This is a genomic window from Xenorhabdus cabanillasii, assembly GCF_003386665.1.
Lineage (GTDB): Bacteria > Pseudomonadota > Gammaproteobacteria > Enterobacterales > Enterobacteriaceae > Xenorhabdus > Xenorhabdus cabanillasii.
Map to the genome: position 1 here is coordinate 2840629 of NZ_QTUB01000001.1, position 20992 is coordinate 2861620.

The 20992-nt window shown below is 40.7% G+C and carries 16 protein-coding genes; 11 read left to right on the plus strand and 5 right to left on the minus strand.

Features of this window, described 5'->3' with window-relative positions:
• Positions 1–5: 5 nt before the first annotated feature.
• Positions 6–464 carry an ArsC family reductase gene (locus BDD26_RS13305; protein ID WP_115826792.1) on the minus strand — a complete coding sequence of 153 codons (459 nt, stop codon included), beginning with the start codon at positions 462–464 and terminating at the stop codon, positions 6–8.
• A gap of 469 nt (positions 465–933) precedes the next feature.
• Positions 934–1569 carry a response regulator gene (locus tag BDD26_RS13310; protein ID WP_038269758.1) on the minus strand — a complete coding sequence of 212 codons (636 nt, stop codon included), beginning with the start codon at positions 1567–1569 and terminating at the stop codon, positions 934–936.
• A 552-nt stretch (positions 1570–2121) separates the two neighbouring features.
• On the opposite strand from BDD26_RS13310, the gene maeB reads away from it, so the two are divergent.
• The 6 genes from maeB (at position 2122) to BDD26_RS13340 (ending at position 11506) form a co-directional block, all read left to right on the plus strand.
• Entirely contained in the window at positions 2122–4401 is a 2280-nt protein-coding gene (gene maeB / locus BDD26_RS13315; RefSeq protein WP_038269754.1) for an NADP-dependent oxaloacetate-decarboxylating malate dehydrogenase, read from the plus strand.
• A 146-nt stretch (positions 4402–4547) separates the two neighbouring features.
• On the plus strand, positions 4548–5450 hold the full coding sequence (locus BDD26_RS13320) for a ChaN family lipoprotein (protein ID WP_115826793.1): 903 nt from the start codon (positions 4548–4550) through the stop codon (positions 5448–5450).
• Positions 5451–5604: 154 nt separating this feature from the next.
• On the plus strand, positions 5605–6366 hold the full coding sequence (locus BDD26_RS13325) for an energy transducer TonB family protein (protein ID WP_244922735.1): 762 nt from the start codon (positions 5605–5607) through the stop codon (positions 6364–6366).
• 23 nt (positions 6367–6389) lie between these two features.
• Entirely contained in the window at positions 6390–8579 is a 2190-nt protein-coding gene (locus tag BDD26_RS13330) for a S9 family peptidase (RefSeq protein ID WP_211305475.1), read from the plus strand.
• Positions 8580–8693: 114 nt separating this feature from the next.
• Entirely contained in the window at positions 8694–10952 is a 2259-nt protein-coding gene (locus BDD26_RS13335; protein ID WP_115826795.1) for a TonB-dependent receptor domain-containing protein, read from the plus strand.
• A gap of 269 nt (positions 10953–11221) precedes the next feature.
• Positions 11222–11506, plus strand: a complete 285-nt coding sequence (locus BDD26_RS13340; protein ID WP_115826796.1) for a hypothetical protein — start codon at positions 11222–11224, stop codon at positions 11504–11506.
• Positions 11507–11574: 68 nt separating this feature from the next.
• On the opposite strand, the gene xseA is transcribed toward BDD26_RS13340, so the two are convergent.
• The gene (gene xseA / locus BDD26_RS13345) at positions 11575–12942 is read right to left on the minus strand and encodes an exodeoxyribonuclease VII large subunit (protein ID WP_115826797.1); all 1368 of its coding nucleotides are present in this window, start codon (positions 12940–12942) and stop codon (positions 11575–11577) included.
• 171 nt (positions 12943–13113) lie between these two features.
• On the opposite strand from xseA, the gene guaB reads away from it, so the two are divergent.
• The 5 genes from guaB (at position 13114) to BDD26_RS13375 (ending at position 19962) form a co-directional block, all read left to right on the plus strand.
• Positions 13114–14580, plus strand: coding sequence for an IMP dehydrogenase (gene guaB, locus BDD26_RS13355; RefSeq protein ID WP_115826798.1), 1467 nt, complete (start codon positions 13114–13116; stop codon positions 14578–14580).
• A gap of 82 nt (positions 14581–14662) precedes the next feature.
• Positions 14663–16240 (plus strand): glutamine-hydrolyzing GMP synthase, encoded by a 1578-nt coding sequence (gene guaA, locus BDD26_RS13360; RefSeq protein WP_115826799.1) that lies wholly within the window; start codon positions 14663–14665, stop codon positions 16238–16240.
• Positions 16241–16628: 388 nt separating this feature from the next.
• Complete coding sequence (locus BDD26_RS13365; protein WP_038269736.1) at positions 16629–17384, plus strand: OB-fold protein; 756 nt, start codon at positions 16629–16631, stop codon at positions 17382–17384.
• 375 nt (positions 17385–17759) lie between these two features.
• Entirely contained in the window at positions 17760–19136 is a 1377-nt protein-coding gene (uhpT, locus tag BDD26_RS13370; RefSeq protein ID WP_038265471.1) for a hexose-6-phosphate:phosphate antiporter, read from the plus strand.
• Positions 19048–19962: an MFS transporter gene (locus BDD26_RS13375; protein ID WP_280524519.1), complete on the plus strand. Its 915-nt coding sequence runs from the start codon at positions 19048–19050 to the stop codon at positions 19960–19962. The genes uhpT and BDD26_RS13375 overlap by 89 nt, the downstream gene beginning before the upstream one ends.
• Before the next feature lie 384 nt (positions 19963–20346).
• Here the strand turns inward: BDD26_RS13375 and BDD26_RS20250 are convergent, their stop codons facing one another.
• Together BDD26_RS20250 and BDD26_RS20255 are read right to left on the minus strand one after the other, a co-directional pair.
• Positions 20347–20541 (minus strand): hypothetical protein, encoded by a 195-nt coding sequence (locus BDD26_RS20250; RefSeq protein ID WP_244922736.1) that lies wholly within the window; start codon positions 20539–20541, stop codon positions 20347–20349.
• Between the two features lie 72 nt (positions 20542–20613).
• Positions 20614–20925 (minus strand): hypothetical protein, encoded by a 312-nt coding sequence (locus BDD26_RS20255; protein ID WP_244922737.1) that lies wholly within the window; start codon positions 20923–20925, stop codon positions 20614–20616.
• Between the last annotated feature and the right edge of the window lie 67 nt (positions 20926–20992).

The window sequence follows — 20992 nt, forward strand, 5'->3', positions numbered from 1 at the left end:
AGCCCTTATTTAGCCGTAAGAGAACAGTCATGAGAAAAAAACTGTTGGTATTGTTCAGCTTTGAAACCCAGTAAGTAGTTTTCTGTTGCTGATGCTATTGCTTCCGATGCTGATGGTTTTGAGGTGACTGGCTTTGAAACCAGGGGTTTTGAAACTAATAGTGGGCGTTTAATGATAGCGGGTTGTTCCAGCATCAGTGCCTTAGCTGCTTCGGCATTGTTGATAGTGGATTTCTGCTCATCAGTCAATTTGCGCCAGGTTGTGCCACGGGTATTCAGTAAAGCTTCCCAACCTGCTTGTTCAATGAATATTTGCAGTAGTTCAGGGGATAAGCCATCAACACGGTAGTCATGAAATTGATATGGGATCTCTTGATCTTCTAACCAACGACGTGCTTTCTTCACAGTATCGCAATTTTTGATACCGTACAGAGTGAATGTTTTTTGAGGAGTGGTATCTGACATTATGAGATCCTTAGTCTTGTTTACACATCCGGCGTATACCTGTCATCTTCCAGGTTGCCGCTTTGCTGGCCGCATCTTGAAGTCCATTGGGTATAATGCGGGAAATTTGTCATTTTATCCAGATAACACGAACCTTTCATATACTCTGGCTGAACTGAACTCTGTATTTTACCTGATTGTCTGTCAAATAATGTTCTGACTGCTTATACTTATTCAACAATATATGGTAATTTGATACGATAATTTGAGAACCATTAGGCATAATTTACATATATATATTTCATGAATAAATTAATTCCAAAATATTAGTTTCAAATAAATACAATAATTGCATTTATTATAATGTAATTAACTATGAATTAAATTGAATTAATTATAATTAACTTTTATCTGGTTTAATTCACAATTTCCCTGATTTTTATCAACAGGGAAATTGTGTCTCTCTATTATAGAGATTGACTGTCAAGTGCTATATTAAATCTGCTTTTCTATGTTTCAGATAGATGATGGTAGCTTCGAGACGGGAGCGGGATTTAAGTTTTTTCAATAAGTTACGGGTATGAACTTTCACAGTTTCTTCTGAGATAAAAAGAAAATCAGCAATTTCTTTATTTGTCATTCCTTCTGAGATTTCTTTTAAAACGTCTAATTCACGTTTAGTTAATTTTGATAAAGGATCAACATAAAGATGACGAGTAGATAAATATTGATGAACTTTTTCACTGTATACTGCTTGCCCATTTACAGCTTTTTTTATGTTAACCAGCAGAGGGGTTAGTTCAATATCTTTTAATAAATAACCATTCGCACCTGCATCAATAGCATCATAAACATCGCTTCGGTTAGCTGAATCAGAAAGTACCAGAACGTAGGAATCAAGCCCTTTGCGGCGGAGTGACCTAATCGTATCAATCCCGGAAAAGCCGTTGATTTCCAAACCCATTAAAATAATATCTGGTTTTATTTGGCAAGCGATATTAATGGCATCTTCGCCGTTATCTGTCTCAGCAGTCACAATGAGTTCGCGCTCTGATTCAATCAACCCTTTTAAACCGTGACGAATGATAGGATGATTATCAACTATCATGACTGTATGATTATGCATGTTCCTTCTCCCATAATAGAAATGCAGATCTTATGTTTTGATAAAACATAAAAAAACAGAATTCTGCTTTATGTTAAATAGCTGTGTGATTTTTATGGAGTATATTGAATCATCTATAATAGAGATCCTGAAAATATATCCTGATATAAAAAAAGAAATATCGCAAACAGGTTTATCCATTTAGGTGAAATAAAATTCACAGGCATAAGAAAATGAGTTTCCCTAATTGCTAATAATTTTCTAAATCAAATGACTGCGATTATTTTATAGATTAAGTTTTGTTTTTGTAAACTCATTTTAAGTTGTTTCTTAGATATCTCTCTTATTAATTTAGTGAGTTATTAATGAATGGAAAATGGGAATACCTCTATATGAGTATAATTAAGGCATTTCTATATATTATTGGCTAATATGAAACCATTAGTAGATCATTTTATGATCATTTATTTCAGTGGCTATTAACAAAAATATTGTTAGTATCATGATATAACCTTCCTTAACTATTATACTGAGCAGATTTTTACTTAGACATGACTCACAAAGGATCAGACGATGGACGAAAAATTAAAACAAAGTGCCCTTGATTTTCATGAATTCCCGCAACCGGGGAAAATCACTGTTACTCCGACTAAGCCGCTGACTACACAGCGTGATTTAGCCTTAGCATATTCGCCAGGTGTCGCAGCTCCTTGTCTTGAAATAGCAGAAAATCCATTGGCGGCTTATAAATATACTGCACGTGGCAATCTGGTGGCTGTTATTTCCAATGGCAGTGCCGTATTGGGGCTGGGCAATATCGGGGCATTGGCGGGTAAACCTGTCATGGAAGGGAAGGGGGTGCTATTCAAAAAATTCTCTGGCATTGATGTTTTTGACATTGAAATTGATGAGTCCAATCCTGATAAATTAATCGATATCATTGCGGCGTTGGAGCCGACTTTTGGTGGTATCAACCTTGAAGACATCAAAGCGCCAGAATGTTTCTACATTGAACAGAAACTTCGTGAGCGGATGAAAATTCCTGTATTCCATGATGATCAGCATGGTACGGCAATTATTTGTACTGCGGCAGTACTTAACGGGTTGCGTGTTGTTAATAAAGACATCAGTAAAGTACGTATGGTGGTGTCTGGTGCGGGTGCGGCATCCATTGCCTGTATGAACCTGCTGGTGGCTTTGGGTTTAAAACGTGAAAATATTGTTGTTTGTGACTCAAAAGGTGTTATCTATCGTGGTCGCGAAGAAAACATGGAAAAAACCAAAGCGGATTATGCTATTGAAGATAACGGTAGCCGGACACTCGCTGATGTAATTCCCGATGCTGATATTTTCCTCGGATGTTCCGGGCCGGGCGTTCTGACACCAGAGATGGTCAAAATCATGGCGGAAAATCCACTCATTATGGCTTTGGCAAATCCGGAACCTGAGATCTTGCCACCACTGGCAAAAGCTGTGCGTCCTGACGCAATTATTTGCACCGGCCGTTCTGATTATCCTAATCAGGTTAACAATGTGCTCTGCTTCCCATTTATCTTCCGTGGCGCACTGGATGTTGGTGCAACAACCATTAATGAAGAGATGAAACTGGCCTGTGTACATGCAATTGCAGATTTGGCACTGGCTGAACAAAGTCAGGAAGTTGCTTCTGCATATGGTGATCAGGATCTGTTCTTTGGCCCTGAATACATCATACCGAAGCCATTTGATCCACGACTGATTGTAAAAATTGCGCCTGCTGTAGCGAAAGCGGCGATGGATTCCGGTGTTGCAACTCGTCCTATTACTGATTTTGGCGCTTATATTGAAAAACTGAGTGAGTTTGTCTACAAAACCAACTTATTTATGAAGCCGATTTTCGTTCAGGCGAAAAAAGAGAAAAAACGCATTGTATTGGCGGAAGGGGAAGATATTCGGGTGCTGCATGCAACTCAGGAACTCGTATCTCTCGGATTGGCATTCCCTATTCTGATTGGTCGCCCAAGTGTTATTGAGATGCGTATCAAAAAGCAAGGACTTCATATTGAAGCCGGTAAAGATTTTGAAGTAGTCAACAACGAAAATGACCCGCGCTTCAAAGAATACTGGCAGGAATATTACCAACTGATGAAACGCCGTGGTGTTTCTCAGGAACAGGCTCGCCGCGCTGTTATTGGTAATCCGACATTGATCGGAGCCATCATGGTACATCGTGGTGAAGCGGATGGTCTGATTTGTGGTACGGTTGGCAGTTATGGTGAACACTACCAAGTTATAAAAGATGTCCTTGGTTTCCGTCAGGGGGCGTGCACAGCCGGTGCAATGAATGCTTTATTGTTGCCAATGGGTAATACCTTTATTGCTGACACTTATGTCAATGAAGATCCGACACCAGAGGAATTGGCTGAAATCACGCTGATGGCGGCTGAAACTGTACGTCGCTTCGGTATTGAACCAAAGGTTGCTTTATTATCGCGTTCAAGTTTTGGTTCTTCTGATTGTGCTTCTGCACAAAAAATGCGTAAGACGCTGGAACTGGTACAGCAAATGGCTCCGTCACTGGAAATTGACGGTGAAATGCATGGTGATGCAGCCCTGGTAGAAAGTATTCGTCGTGACATCATGCCGGACAGCCCATTAAAAGGTTCTGCTAACCTGTTGATTATGCCGAATATGGAAGCTGCGCGTATTAGTTATAACCTATTACGTGTTACCGGTTCGGATGGTGTAACTGTTGGCCCGGTACTGATGGGGGTCTCAAAGCCAGTACATGTACTGACGCCGATCGCTTCTGTCCGTCGCATTGTTAATATGGTGGCATTGGCTGCGGTTGAAGCACAAACTGATCCTCTATAACTCATTCGTATTAAAATCCTGGTTTAAGACAGGGATGAATAAGTAAGTAACTCTGCCGGGCCTTTGTCTGGCAGGGGATTTTATTTGTAAATAATTCTCATTATCTATAGTATGCAGAGAAATTTTTAATGTGATAATGAACATCAATGAAAACATCTATCTGTATAAAAACAATTTTTTTGGTATGTGCTTTCCTGTTTGGTGGTTGTGCAACATCACTGACTACCCCTCAAAATAACTCTCAAGAAGTAAAGCAATCTCTTCCCAGTGAGTTAACACAATCAGGTGTTTTGCTTGATATGAACACCGGCAAATCTATCACTTCTGATGAATTGCTCGAACAATTGGCAACCTATCCCAGAATCATTGTGGGTGAAAAACACGATAATCCTTATCACCATCAAATCGAGTTATGGCTGGTTCAACAACTTGAGCAAAAACGCCCTCATGGCTCTGTATTACTGGAAATGATTAACCCAGACCAGCAAGAGAAAGTGAACAAAGTTAAAAGCTGGTTGCAGGGAAATCCAATAGTCAGAGATGAGCGCATTAAAAATCTGTTAGCGTGGCAGCAAGGCTGGCCTTGGGAGTTATATGGAAAACTGGTTATGGCGCTGATGAAAGCACCTTATCCATTGTTAGCAGCAAACTTGGATCGTAGTGAAATTGATCAGGCATACAAAAATTACAGAGCTGGAGACAGAACTTCACTAGTCTCTGATGATGTCAAAAAACGTATCGACGAAACTATCAAAAATTCCCATGGTGGAAATATAGATGAACTTCATCTCTCTGCCATGAGCAGAATTCAGCAATTACGTGATCAGCGAATGGCAGAACAATTGATTAAAGCACCATCACCAGTACTGTTATTTGCGGGAGGGTATCACGCCGTAAAAGTGATGGGAGTACCTCAGCATGTGAAAAAAATAGCACCCAATGAACGGGTTGCTGTACTTGTCATCGCTGAACAAGGGGTTTCTTTGAACAACGAATATGCTGATTTTGTCTGGTTTACCCCTAAAGTGGCCAGTAATATAACTAATTAGTTGTATCTATCACAAGGATGTGGTGATCTTAATAAATAAAAATAGTTTTCATTTATATATTCAATTGATTATCATTCACTAAATTTATCTTTGACATAATGCGCTATAAAAAATGTTGACGTATACAACGTACCAAACCGCTCACGTTGGTCACGTGACAAAATCCTTTCTCGCTGCTATCACACTTCATGTCTTATTGGTCGGATGGTTGATTTATAAACCGGAGGATCTTGATCTTGAGGCGTTTTTGCCTCCACCTGCGGTTATGATGGAAGTATCGCTACAGACAGAAGCAATACATAAGGTTGAAAAACAGCCGATTGGGATTGAACAATTATTATCTGTTGCCAGTCATCAGCAGGAAAGCAAGGTTGATGAAATCAATATGCCCAAATTGGCGGTGAATGAAGAAGCACAGATTTTAGTTTATAAGCCAAAGAAAAAACAAAAAGAGCAGGATGCACCTAAAAAAGCCCAACCTGTTAAGCGAGTGAAGGCAAAAGAGCAGGAAAGTGAAAAGTCCCAGAGTAGTTCAGCGCCGACAACCAGTAGCGCCACAGCGGATAATGTTACTTCCCGGACAGCCGCCTCTTATGAAAGTAACTCGGATGCGGTTGCTGATGCAAAAGCAGTCTGGCAGGCTGAGGTTAGTGGTCATTTAAACCGTTATAAAAGATATCCGGCGGATGCCCAGAGAAGAAAACGGACAGGGCGTCCAATGGTGAAATTCACAGTTAATCAATTTGGCGCAGTGATTGACAGTGAATTAGCAAGACGCTCCGGGACGTATTCACTTGACAGAGAAGCAAGGCTTGTATTGGAAAGAGCACAGCCTTTACCAGCTCCACCTGATGTCATTTTAACCAATGGCAGTGTTACAGTTGAACTGCCAATTGATTTCACTTTATCCCAATAACAATAAAAAATAGGACGAATGGCATGTCACAGTATAAAACGGTGTTTTCACCAAAAACCCAAAAAGCCGTGCTAACAAAAAGGATCGTGCTTAGTTTTTTGTTGGGAGGAAGTTTGTTGAGTAATAGTGTTACGACCATCGCAATGGAGGAAAACATGGTGCCGCCTATGGCCAAAAAACAGCCACATGAAATGACCATTCATGGTGATACCCGTATTGATCATTATTACTGGTTACGTGACGACAATCGTCAGGATAAAGAAGTCATTGATTATTTGACGGCTGAAAACAAGTATACCGCGGAGGCGCTGAAATCTGGCCAAGAATTGCGGGAAACACTGTATAACGAAATGACTGGCAGAATGAGTAAAGAAGACCAGTCAGTTCCTTATACTTATAATGGTTATATTTATCGTACCGTTTATCAGACAGGAAAAGATTTTCCAATCTATCAGCGTAAGCCAGCTGATAATGCAACTGACTGGCAGGTAATGGTTGATGGTAACGAACGGGCAAAAGGTCATAAGTTTTATCAAATCGGTGGATTTGTGGTTACCCGTGACAATAAGCGTATCGCCGTAGCAGAAGATACTCAAGGTCGTCGTAACTACCAAATTTCTTTCAAAAATTTTGCTGATAATGAATGGCAGAATAATGTCATAGAAAATACTTCAGGCAATATCTTGTGGGCTAATGATGGTAATACTTTGTTTTATGTACGCAGAGATCCACAAACTCTGCTGCCTTACCAGCTATTCCGCCATCAATATGGTACAGATACGAAGCAGGATAAAAAAATCTATCAGGAAGATGATGATCGCTTCTATCTATCAATTTCGAAAAGTACTTCTCTTGATTATATTCTGATTTCGATTACCAGTTACTCAACTTCAGAATATCGACTGATTGATGCTAATAACCCGCAATTAAAACCACAGATTTTCTCTGCTCGTCAGGCTGGACGTGAATATTATATTGATCACTTTCGTGGACAATTTTATATCCGCTCCAACTATGAAAATCCATTGTTTGGCTTATACCGGACGGATGCTCTCGATAAGCCATGGGAAACTGTGATTGCGCCACAGGAAAATACTGATTTAGAAGATTTTGAACTGTTCAACAATTGGTTGGTGGTGCAGGAACGTACGAAAGGATTAGCGGAGATTCGTCAGATTGATTGGAAAACTCAGCGGGAAAAACGGGTTAAGTTTGACGATCCGGCCTATATGGCATCATTAAGTTATAACCCGGAGCCAGATACTGATTTACTGCGTTATAGCTATTCATCTCTGACAACCCCAAGCTCTGTATTCCAATGGAATATGCAAACAGGCGAACGTGAATTGCTGAAGCAGCAAGAAGTTAAAGGGTTCAATAAAGAGAACTATGAAAGCCAGCGTATCTGGATAAAAGCACGGGATGGTGTGGAAGTCCCTGTTTCTCTGGTTTACCGCAAGTCTTTGTTTGAAAAAGGCCAGAACCCAATTCTGATTTATGGCTATGGTGCTTATGGTATCAGCATGGATCCATATTTTAGCTCTCCAATGCTGAGTCTTTTAGATCGTGGTTTTGTTTATGCTTTGGTGCACATACGTGGTGGTGGCGATTTAGGCCGGAACTGGTATCTGCAAGGTAAGCTAGAAAATAAAATGAACAGTTTCCACGATTTTATTGACGCGACTAAAACATTAATTGCTGATGGATATGGTGACAGCCGGCGTGTCTATGCGGAAGGTGGCAGTGCAGGTGGTTTACTGATGGGCACGGTGATTAATCAGGCACCGGAGTTATACCGTGGTGTGATCGCTAAAGTGCCTTTTGTTGATGCTGTGACTACCATGCTTGATCCATCTATTCCTTTAACAACAGGTGAATATGACGAGTGGGGTAATCCAAATAATAAGGAAGTTTATTTCCGTATTAAATCTTATAGCCCTTACGATAATATTAAACACCAGCGTTACCCTCATTTATTAGTGACAACGGGTTTACATGACTCTCAGGTACAATATTGGGAGCCTGCAAAGTGGGTGGCTAAATTAAGGGAAATGAAAAAAGGGAATAGCCTGTTATTATTGGAAACCAACATGGATACCGGGCATGGTGGAAAGCCGGGGCGTTTTAACCGATTGAATGATATCGCTTTTGATTATAGTTTTCTGCTTATGTTAGATGATGCTAAAACATATTTTCCAACCTTAAAAGATTAATAAAAATATATTAATAAATATGGATGCTGATAATTCGTTATTAGTGTCCGGATTTTTTATCGCCAAATTTTCGAAGCAATGTGAGTCTTAATAAATATTTTTTGATTTAGGATGATGTTAATGAAAATCATGGCAAAAATAGCTGGAGCCAGCGCAGTATTTATTGGGCTTCAGGGACTGGCTTATGCTGAAAATATAAATGACAATAAAAATCAAAAAGTCATGCGATTTAGCACACTGAAAATTTCAGGTTCTCAGGATAATAAGAACTCGCCGCAAATTGATGCAATGGAAAAACCCGGTGCTTATAGTTCTGTGGGTGAAGATAATAAACTTGGATCTATGGACAGCGTATTACGTGCTTTGCCGGGGACTTACACTCAGATGGATGTAAGTCAGGGAACAGTAGCCGTTAATATCCGTGGACTAAGTGGTTTTGGCCGTGTCAATATGATGGTAGACGGTGTTAGTCAGAGTTTTTATGGTATAGCGCCGAATTCATTTGGACACGGGGGAATGCCTTATAATCAGTTTGGTGTTTTGATTGACCCTAATTTTATTATCCGGACAGATATTGATCGTGGGCAGACTAACGATGGGGATTCAATCAATGCATTGGTGGGAAGTGCTAACTTCCATACCATTGGGATTGAAGATATTGTTTTCGAAGGTGATAAACTGGGTATACGAACTAAATCAACCTATGGCACTAACGGCATAGGCAAAAATGGCATGATTGCCATTGCGGGAAAAACGCAGGCATTCAGCCCGGAAGGTTCCATTGGTGCTATGCTTGCTGTTAGTGGTCACAGTATTGATGCTCACTATAAAAATGGCATGGGGATCAGCAGCGAAGAATTTGGTACGGATAAGACATTTAAGCAGAAACCAAATTCACAATTGATGAAAATAAATATTAAGCCAAATGATTTTCATGATTTGGAGTTGTCTGGACGTTTTTATCATAATAAGTTTACTAAACGTCATATCGATAGCTATGATTATCATTTGAAATATCATTACACACCATTTAGTGAATTAATTGATACTAAAATTTTACTGAGTTCAGGAAAGGGTGAACAGTCCTTTGTTTATCCTATGAGTGGATTAGGTAAAGGCGAATCACATAATAAATCTAATGCTATCGATGTTAAAAATACTAGCCGATTTAATTATGGTGACACTGATTTCGCATTTACTCTTGGTAGTAAATTGATGCGCACTGAATACAGGAAAAAAACAGGTATCGGCCTTAGTGAAAAATATACATCCTCAGAGGAACACAATCCATTTTCACCAGGCGGGAAACAAGATATCAGAAGTATTTATAGTCAGTTAAAAGTTGAACATGGTATTTATACCGCTAATTTGGGATTAAACTATTTAGACTCCAGCATAAAGGGAAGAAAACCGGCTTGTGATAAGAGAGTAAACTGTTTCCCTCAAGGAGAAGTACAATTAGATATTAAATCACGTGGATTTAATCCAAGTATTTTATTATCAGCAGAAATTACACCTGCATTCCAGCCATTCATAAGTTATACCCATGCAATGCGGGCACCAAATGCACAGGAAGTTTTCTATTCCAATGAAGGAGGAATTTCAATGAATCCATTCCTGAAAGGAGAAAGAGCAGATACTTATCAGATTGGGTTTAATAGTTATCGTCCGAACTTATTTATAGAAGGAGATTCATTTCGTCTGAAAGCAACGATGTTTCATACCAAAATCAAAAACTATATCTTCAGTGAATCTTATCTGGTTTGTGCAGAAGGTAGAATTTGTAAAAATGATGGGACATTGACAGATGAAGAGTGGGGAGAAGTTGATCCTAACTTTAATATATATATTTATGGTAATAGTCTGGCACCGGTAACTATGCGTGGCTATGAGCTTTCGGCGAATTATGATGCTGGCATATTCTACAGCTTATTAGCATATAGCCAGCAAAAAACACAACAACCAACCTCACTTTCGGCAAGTATTATGGGAACAAATCTAGCATCTCAGTTACCGGAGCGATATATGACATTAGATACTGGCGTTCGTTTACTGGAAGAAAAAATTCGTGTTGGTGCGATAGTGAAATATACAGATCAGTCTTATCACCAAAATCCTGATGTAGATGGAAATGCGGAAATCAGTGATAAGATGATAAAAGATAATAAGATACCGACCATTATTGATTTATATGCGGATTACCAAATCAATGAGAATATTTCTGTTAAATTTTCTGTACAGAACGTGGCCAACAAAAATTATGCTGATGCCCTGAATCGCATGAATTCTTCACCAAATATAGCGGAAGGGGAAGCTGTAGCTCAAACAGCCCGTGGCAGAACTTACGTGATAGGGGCTGAGGTTCGCTTCTGATAATGGTTAGTCGATATAATAGTGGTGCATATGCACCACTTTTTTTACATATTTTTGTACCAAATATCTTTCTTTTTCTTATTATTACCACAGATTTTAAAATTGTTTGTTTTTTAGATGATTGCCATACTATATATAGTATGCATTCTTATTTATTAGTATTTTGTATAATGTTTTTATTTAATTCATTGAAATTAATATACAGGGTAAATTTTATTTATAATTAAAATAATATCATAAGGTTTATAATGAATGATTAAAATGGGTATTTGAAACTGAGTGATAGTGGAAGATATTACTCTTTTAACTCTCCGCTTCCTGGTGATGAATTTTTCTCAACTGAACCACAAAAAAATAAAGATAAAATGGCAAATTCATCGCCTATCATTGATGATGAAACAGGCCTTTGCATTGGCTATCTGTATAGCAGAGGTGGAGGATTATATGAAGTTTATGATGTCAATGGAGAATATACCGGTTTACATGAATTACCACTGGAAACACCATTAATAGATCCCTTTTCATCTCTATGTTTTTTTATCATAATATGTTGAGCTTTTTTATACACCACGCCAAATTTATAAAGTTTATTGGAACTTATCACAAAACAGATAAGACACTTTTATACGTTATTTTTTCTCTTGCTAACTTTTTTCACTTTTATTACCTGGCTCTCAACCCAGCCATCCAGCAACCGGGTTTTCAGCGAATCCCCAACTTTGACCTGCTTAACCTGTTTCAACAACTTTCCATCGGGCGTTTCACTGATACTATAACCACGACTCAACGTTGCCAACGGGCTTACGGCTTCCATTCGTGAACAGGAAACCACAAATCTCTCTTTATAACGAGATAATTGCCGTTCAATTGCCTGTTTTAACCGAAAATCATATTGTTGAATATGCTGGCTATAATACCGGATTTCCTGTTCAGGATTATGCTGTAGCAGTCTTTGATTTAATTTTTCATAGGAAATTGAATTTTGTTTCAGGCAGCGTAATAAACCATCGACCAGTTTCTGCCGTAATTCAGATAAACGATTCTGTTGACGAGCCAGTCGCAAATCAGGCCTTTGTTGTTGAAGCCGATGTTGTAATCCATTAAAAATACGCTGCTTTTTGGCAAAAAAGTAATCCATCGCCATTTCGAGACGTTGTTGCAGGGACTGAACTTGCCTCAACAATTCAATTTGATTACGGCTAACCAATTCTGCCGCCGCAGAAGGAGTCGAAGCACGCAAATCAGCCACAAAATCTGCAATTGTGACATCAGTTTCATGCCCAACAGCACTGACGATAGGAATTTGGCTCTGAAATATCGCGCGAGCTACCTGTTCGTCATTGAAACACCACAAATCCTCCAACGAACCACCACCACGCCCGACAATCAAAATATCACACTCTTGTCGGGTATTTGCCAGCTCAATCGCCCGAATAATCTGCAATGGCGCTTCTGCCCCCTGAACCGCAGTCGGATAAATAATAATGGGCAAAGAAGGATCACGACGTTTCAGAATATTCAGAATATCGTGCAATGCTGCACCACTGGTTGAGGTGATCACTCCAAGGCATTTAGCCGGTGAGGGTAGTGGTTTTTTATAGATCTGCTCGAACAACCCTTCTGCGGCGAGTTTCTGTTTCAATACTTCAAATTGCTGTTGCAATAACCCGTCACCGGCAGGCTGGATGCTTTCTACTATCAGCTGATAATCACCACGTGGCTCATACAGGGTGATTTGCGCTCTGACCAATACCTGCTGACCATTTTGTGGCCGGAATGCCGCTCGCAGATTGTAACTACGAAACATAGCTGCCCGGATCTGCGCCCGTTCATCTTTCAGCGTGAAATACCAGTGCCCGGATGAAGGTTGGGAAAAGTTAGAAATTTCAGCACTTAGCCAAATTCTACCCATTTCCAGCTCCAATAGCTGACGAACCGTCTGATTCAGACGACTAACAGAAAAAATTCCAGTGTTGGTTGGCAGTGACATGTGAGCTAGATCAAATTTCAAAACAAAGACTTAATTGACTGATAATAACTACTCATAACCACTAATCAAGAAATTTTTTCAGAAAATGCTGGAGGCAACCAATTACGGCCTGTATAATGCCGCGGCAATATTTTATCCCTTATTGCCACATAGCTTGGTGAGATATTGCCCATGTTACGAATTAGAAAAGAAGCATTAACTTTTGACGACGTTTTGTTAGTTCCTGCCCACTCTACAGTTCTGCCTAATACAGCAGATTTATCCACTCAATTAACATCTACTATTCGCCTGAACGTGCCCATGCTCTCTGCGGCAATGGATACCGTGACGGAATCTGCCTTGGCTATCGCACTGGCACAGGAAGGGGGAATTGGTTTCATTCACAAAAACATGTCTATCGAACGTCAGGCTGAAGAAGTCAGTCGCGTGAAAAAACATGAAAGTGGTGTTGTGACCAATCCTGTCACTGTAACTCCACAAACGACACTGCGTGCAGTCAATGAACTGACTGAACGTAATGGTTTCGCAGGTTACCCGGTAGTGACAGAAGCGAATGAATTGGTGGGTATCATTACTGGTCGTGATGTCCGTTTTGTGACTGACTTGGATCTGCCTGTTACAGCCGTTATGACGCCAAAAGAGCGCCTGGTGACGGTAAAAGAAGGTGAAGCCCGCGAAGTAGTATTGCAGAAAATGCACGAGAAGCGTGTTGAAAAAGCGCTGGTTGTTGATGACAGCTTCCATTTGCTCGGCATGATTACTGTGAAAGATTTCCAGAAAGCAGAACGTAAACCGAATGCCTGTAAAGATGAGCAGGGGCGTCTGCGTGTTGGTGCTGCGGTTGGTGCCGGTGCGGGCAATGAAGAGCGTGTTGATGCACTGGTTGCTGCGGGTGTAGACGTGCTGCTGATTGACTCATCCCATGGTCATTCAGAAGGTGTTTTGCAGCGTATCCGCGAAACTCGTGCCAAGTATCCTAATCTGCAAATCATCGGTGGTAACGTAGCGACTGGTGAAGGTGCTAAAGCGCTGGTGGAAGCCGGTGTGAACGCAGTTAAGGTAGGTATTGGCCCAGGCTCTATCTGTACTACTCGTATCGTTACGGGTGTTGGTGTTCCGCAAATTACTGCAATCGCTGATGCAGTGGAAGCACTGGAAGGAACTGGAATTCCAGTCATTGCTGACGGTGGTATCCGTTTTTCAGGTGACATTGCCAAAGCCATTGCTGCGGGTGCATCTTGTGTGATGGTAGGTTCAATGCTGGCTGGTACAGAAGAATCTCCGGGTGAAATTGAGCTTTACCAGGGCCGTTCATTCAAATCTTATCGTGGAATGGGTTCTTTGGGCGCGATGTCCAAAGGTTCTTCTGATCGTTACTTCCAGACTGATAATGCGGCTGACAAATTGGTGCCAGAAGGTATTGAAGGCCGTGTTGCCTATAAGGGGCTGCTGAAAAATATCGTCCACCAACAAATGGGTGGTTTGCGCTCCTGCATGGGATTGACAGGTTGTGCCACGATTGGCGAACTGAGAACTAAAGCAGAATTCGTTCGCATCAGTGGTGCTGGTATTCAGGAAAGCCACGTCCATGACGTGACTATCATCAAAGAATCGCCAAACTATCGTTTAGGTTTGTAATTTATTTATTAAAGTGGCCCGCAATTGCGGGTCACTGACTTTTATTTTTTTAATTGCCACTTGTTTTGGGAATTCACCTCGAATGACAACTAATATCCATCAACATCGCATTCTGATCCTTGATTTTGGCTCGCAATATACACAGTTAATTGCCCGCCGTATTCGTGAAATTGGTGTTTATTGTGAACTTTGGACATGGAACGTCACTGAAGAACAAATCCGCGCATTTAACCCGAACGGCATTATCCTTTCTGGTGGCCCGGAAAGCACAACTGAAAACGACAGTCCACGTGCACCAGAGTATGTCTTCAACGCAGGCGTGCCAGTATTGGGAGTTTGCTATGGTATGCAAACCATGTCCATGCAACTGGGTGGAGAAGTTTCTAATTCTAATGAGCGTGAGTTCGGCTATGCTCAGGTTGAGATCAAAGGTGACAGCAAGCTGTTCCGTGGTATTCAGGATACACTAAATGAATCAGGTACGCCGGTACTGGATGTGTGGATGAGCCATGGCGATAAAGTAACAGCTATTCCCGAAGGTTTTACAACCGTGGCCAGCACGGATAGCTGCCCATTTGCTATCATGGCAAATGATGAAAAACGTTTTTATGGTGTGCAATTCCACCCGGAAGTGACTCATACCCATCAAGGCTTGAATATACTGAAACGTTTTGTGCTGAATATTTGCCAATGTGAAGCGCTGTGGACGCCGGCTTCTATTATTGACGATATCGTAGAACGTTTGCGTGCAAAGATTGGCGATGATCACGTTATTCTGGCGCTGTCTGGTGGTGTTGACTCTTCTGTAACTGCACTGCTGTTGAATCGTGCAATTGGTAAGCGTCTGACTTGTGTATTTGTAGACAATGGACTGCTGCGTCTGAATGAAGCAGATCAGGTGATGGAAATGTTTGCGGGTAAATTTGATCTGAACATTGTCCATGTTAAAGCGGAAGATCGCTTCCTTTCTGCGCTGGCAGGAATTGATGATCCTGAAGCTAAACGTAAAACTATTGGTCACGTGTTTATTGATGTATTTGACGAAGAAGCTGCAAAGCAAACTCAGGTCAAGTGGCTGGCACAAGGCACGATTTATCCAGACGTTATTGAATCTGCGGCCTCTGCGACAGGTAATGCACATGTGATCAAATCTCACCATAATGTGGGTGGTTTGCCGGAAGATATGAAACTGGGTCTGGTTGAGCCGCTGAAAGAGCTGTTTAAAGACGAAGTTCGACGCATTGGTCTGGAACTGGGCCTGCCATATGACATGCTGTATCGTCACCCATTCCCAGGGCCGGGTCTTGGTGTTCGTGTACTGGGTGAAGTGAAAAAAGAGTACTGTGACTTGCTGCGCCGTGCTGATGCTATCTTTATTGAAGAACTGCATAAGGCAGATCTGTATAATAAAGTCAGTCAGGCATTCACCGTATTCCTGCCAGTTCGTTCTGTTGGTGTAATGGGAGATGGTCGTAAATATGACTGGGTTGTATCTCTGCGTGCAGTAGAAACCATTGACTTTATGACTGCACATTGGGCACATCTGCCATATGATTTCCTGGGCCGCGTATCAAACCGTATCATTAATGAGGTCAATGGTATATCGCGAGTCGTTTATGATATCAGCGGTAAACCACCAGCAACAATCGAGTGGGAATAAGCTAAAGCTTTCCAAGGCTTCACCAAATTATCATGATTTTCTCATTAAGGCCCTGATTTAAGGGCCTTTTTATCTCTGGATCTCACCAAATCACACTATACCAGCTGTAATATAGCCATATTTAATAACCTACTTTGGAGCTAAGAAATCCCCGAAAAATAGACAGGCATAGCATCATGTGAGCTACTGACTATTCTTCCCCATTCAAGGAATACTGTTATGCCTGCACATATATCTATTTTTTCTATGTGCTTTGTTGGTTGATAGTGACGTATATAGTGATAATAATAATTAAATATTATATTTTACATTGATTATCATCCAATGTAATGTGAATAGAAATCCATCATAAAATGGACTTCATCATATTCACATTAGGCCTTTGATTATGAATAAAAAAATGATGTTAACAGGTATTACTATTGCTTCTGTGTTATTTGGGCAAATAGCTTTGGCAAGCAATAAAATTATTCCTTTTACTGAGAATGATGCGAAGTTCGCGAAATCTTTGGTTGATAATGATGTCAATAAGTTATTTGCTGGCGGTAAGGTATCCGGTAATTATGGATATAAGTACATAACTGCAAGAGACTTATACAAAGAATATTCAGAGAATGAAGTAAGAGCAAACAGAGAGTTAAAATATAAAAAAGTTATTATTTCTGGAAAGATTAAAAGCATAAATAATTATCTTTCTGATGGTAAGTCATTTATTGCATTAAGTGCCGGTAGTTTCTTAGATACCGTACATGCAGCATTAGGTAATAACTTTCAAGATTATGCCCTTGAATTACACAAGGGGCAAAAGATCACCCTGGCATGCGAAGTGGTTGGGACGGTTGTTGGTGAACCTGTTGTAAAGGATTGCATACCAGAAAGCAGTGTGAAAGAGCAAGTAACCCAATCTCTGGTATTGCAAATTAATAAAGCAATTAATGGTGACAGGGATGGATCTAATAGGAAAGGTGTTGCTATAGTGGCATTAACAAAATTAGTTAGTTTATCAACTAACAACTTCTCTATTTGTAAGAAAATTGATCTATCTTGCCTGCAATTAGCAAATAATCCAAAGTGGAAAAAGTTTGCAGCAGAAAACAAAGGGCAAATAGAACAGTATAAAAAAATGCTGGATAATCAGAAATAAAATAACCTAAGATAATTAAAGATCAAAATCATAGGCATGCAATAGATAATAAAGTTGTTAGTGGCGGCCTTTCAAAGGATAAAAGAGGCTAATGGATGGAGCCTGGTCTTCGCATCGCACTTGTATTCCCCCTTAAAATCTTTCCTTACCAGACAGAGATTGTGACTCTTTTCACGCTTTACAGTAGATAAACCTAAAACTAGGAAATATTCCTAGTTCAACTAAGACTATAGCTCAAGCCAACCTTTTATCACTCCTTTACACTATCAGTAATAATAATACCTACGAAAAATTTCGCGTTTCAGCGATCCACCTTTTTGGATTTCCACCTGCATTAAGAAGGTTCTTTTTATCGTGGTTATCTGAGGATTTCACATGCTTAAAATTCTTGAACAAGTCCGCCAACCAACGTTGGATTTACCAATCGAAGTACGCCGCAAAATGTGGTTTAAGCCTTTTATACAGTCGTATTTGGTGGTTTTTATTGGCTATATGGCTATGTATCTGGTGCGAAAGAACTTTAACATTGCCCAGAACGATATGGTTTCCACTTATGGTTTGTCGATGACACAGCTTGGTCTGATAGGGTTGGGTTTTTCTATTACTTATGGTGTTGGTAAAACCTTAGTCGCTTACTATGCTGATGGAAAGAATACCAAGCAATTCTTGCCATTTATGTTGATCTTGTCTGGTCTTGCCATGCTTGGTTTCAGTATGAGTATGGGCAACTCAGGCATCAGTATTTTCCTGATGGTAGCATTCTATGCTTTGAGTGGTTTTTTTCAGAGTATAGGAGGCCCGGCAAGTTATTCCACCATTACCAAATGGACACCCCGTAGTAAGCGGGGAACTTATCTTGGTTTGTGGAATATGTCACATAATGTTGGTGGTGCAGGTGCTGCCGGGGTTGCACTGTTTGGTGCTAACTATTTGTTTGACGGTCATGTGATAGGGATGTTTATTTTCCCTTCTATCATTGCGTTGATCATCGGTTTTATCGGCTTACGTTACGGTAGCGACTCACCGGAAAGTTACGGTTTGGGTAAAGTTGAAGAATTGTTTGGTGAGAAGGTCAGCGAAGAAGATATTGCGGCAGAAGAAAACCAAATGACCAAGCGTGAGATCTTTGTTGAATATGTCCTGAAAAATCAAGTGATTTGGCTTCTCTGCTTTGCCAATATTTTCCTCTATATCGTGCGGATTGGTATTGACCAATGGTCAACAGTATATGCATATCAGGAATTAGGGCACTCAAAAGAGATTGCGATTTCTGGTTTTACCATGTTTGAAGTCGGCGCGTTGGTGGGAACGCTAATGTGGGGTTATTTATCAGATTTGGCAAATGGTCGTCGTGCTCTGGTCGCATGCATCTCATTAGGCTTAATCATTGTTAGTCTTGAATTCTATCAACATGCAACCAGTGAATTTATGTACTTAGGCTCCCTGTTTGTACTCGGATTTTTGGTATTTGGCCCACAGCTGTTGATTGGTGTGGCAGCCGTTGGTTTTGTACCGAAAAAGGCAATCAGTGTTGCAGATGGTGTTAAAGGTACTTTTGCGTATTTAATCGGGGACAGCTTTGCTAAATTGGGCCTGGGGATGATTGCTGATGGTGTGCCTGTTTTTGGTTTAACGGGCTGGAAAGGCACTTTTGCGGCACTTGATGTTTCTGCATTTATTTGTATCGGCTTACTTGTTTTTGTTGCCATTGCTGAAGAGCGGAAAATCCGAAATAGCAGAAAATCACCGTAAATTCTATGAAAAATGTTCTGACGCTATTGTTTCATCCACGGTAGCGTCTTTGGGCGAAACGTATATGTTCACAGTTTATTGCACAGTTATATTAATGAGTGGAATATTACTGTGCTGGCGATTACGTGATAAACCGACTTCAATGGGATTGCCGACTATTGGCCAGTATCGCAATGATTTTTTGGAAAAAAAGCATGAGAACCAGGGGAAAGGGTTAAGTACCAGAGAAATATTGAGGACCTACGTTTTCCGCAATAAATACATTTGGTTACTTTCCTGTAGCTATGTGTTGGTTTACATCGTTCGCACGGTTATCAACGATTGGGGAAATCTTTATCTGACTGAATACCACCATTATGATTTAGTGAGTGCAAATTTTGTCGTGTCACTTTTTGAGGTTGGAGGACTTATGGGTTCATTGGTTGCTGGTTGGGGTTCCGATAAGTTGTTCGGCGGTAATCGTGGTCCTATTAATTTAATATTTTCAATAGGGATTTTTTTATCAGTAGCGGCTTTATGGTTGATGCCGGTGACCGATTTGGTGTTCCAATCGTTGGGTTTTTTTGCCATTGGTTTTTTTGTTTTTGGCCCACAATTATTGATTGGTATGGCTGCAGCAGAGTGCTCGCATAAAGATTCTGCCGGCGCAGCAACAGGATTTGTCGGCCTTTTTGCTTATACTGGTGCAGCACTTGGTGGCTATCCTTTTGCGATTATTTTAGAAAATTACCACTGGACAGGCTTATTTATTACTATTTCTGTTTGTGCTGTCATGATTGGCTTATTATTACTGCCTTTTTTGCAAGCCCAATTTCCTCAGCGATGACACCGACGTCATCCATTTTCATCATTTGATAATTATTGCGCTTTTATCCAGGTGATACCGCTCATATTTCTGCTCTCAATTCCGCTATCCGAAAATGACGAAGATACCAAATGCTCCAAATAGCATACCGTCATATCCAGATAATAAAATAAACCAAAACAACTAGATAACAAACATTATCGTTATAAATTAACTGATTAATTTATAGATGTAACTATTTGCTTAAATGGCAATTGATATTAGTTATCATCATTAATAATAATTATCAATAAGGTTAAATATCTTTAGATATTCTGACTAACGTTCGAGGCGCGAAGAGCTTCACTTAAAAACAGACAAAGGATTACTTCAATGGCTTACATGTCCAATGGCTTCAAAACACTGCTAAATACCCTGATCGATCAACAGATCAAGGCGGCGGGTCATCAGACCGAATGGTTCAACATGAGTCCCGATGAGCGTGACAAGTATATCAATCAGGTTGGCGACCGCCTGCTGGAAATGCAGCAAAGTACCCTGAGTGTGCTGGCAGCCCAGTATTTTCAGGAGACCCCCATCTCGGTGAGAGACCAGTTGCAAATTTTACAGCAACGACGACAGCAGATGAACGCCATACCCGACACCCCGGCGACCACTGCCTACAAGCAGCAACTAGACCGCGACATTCAGTTGTACAGCCGCCAGCAGACGGCCATCACGAGCTATGACAGTGCCTGGAAAAAGGCTCTGGTCAAGCTCAATAACGGCAGCGTCAAGCCCCCGGAGATGGCAGGCCTGATGGCCAATGCGCCGGCCAAACAAGACCAGCTGAATAAGCAGATCAGCCAACTGGAACAACAGTTGGCCATTCAGGTGGCTGAGTCCACATTCACCGCAGAATACGTGAAGTTGTTCTCCAGGCTGCAAGCCTACAAGGAGGTCAAGACCCGCTACGACAAATTTCTCAATGCACCGCCTGAGCAACAGAAAACCACGGCCCTTGACGCTCTCGTCAAGATACCTCAAGCCTCCGATGATCTGCCGGTGAATA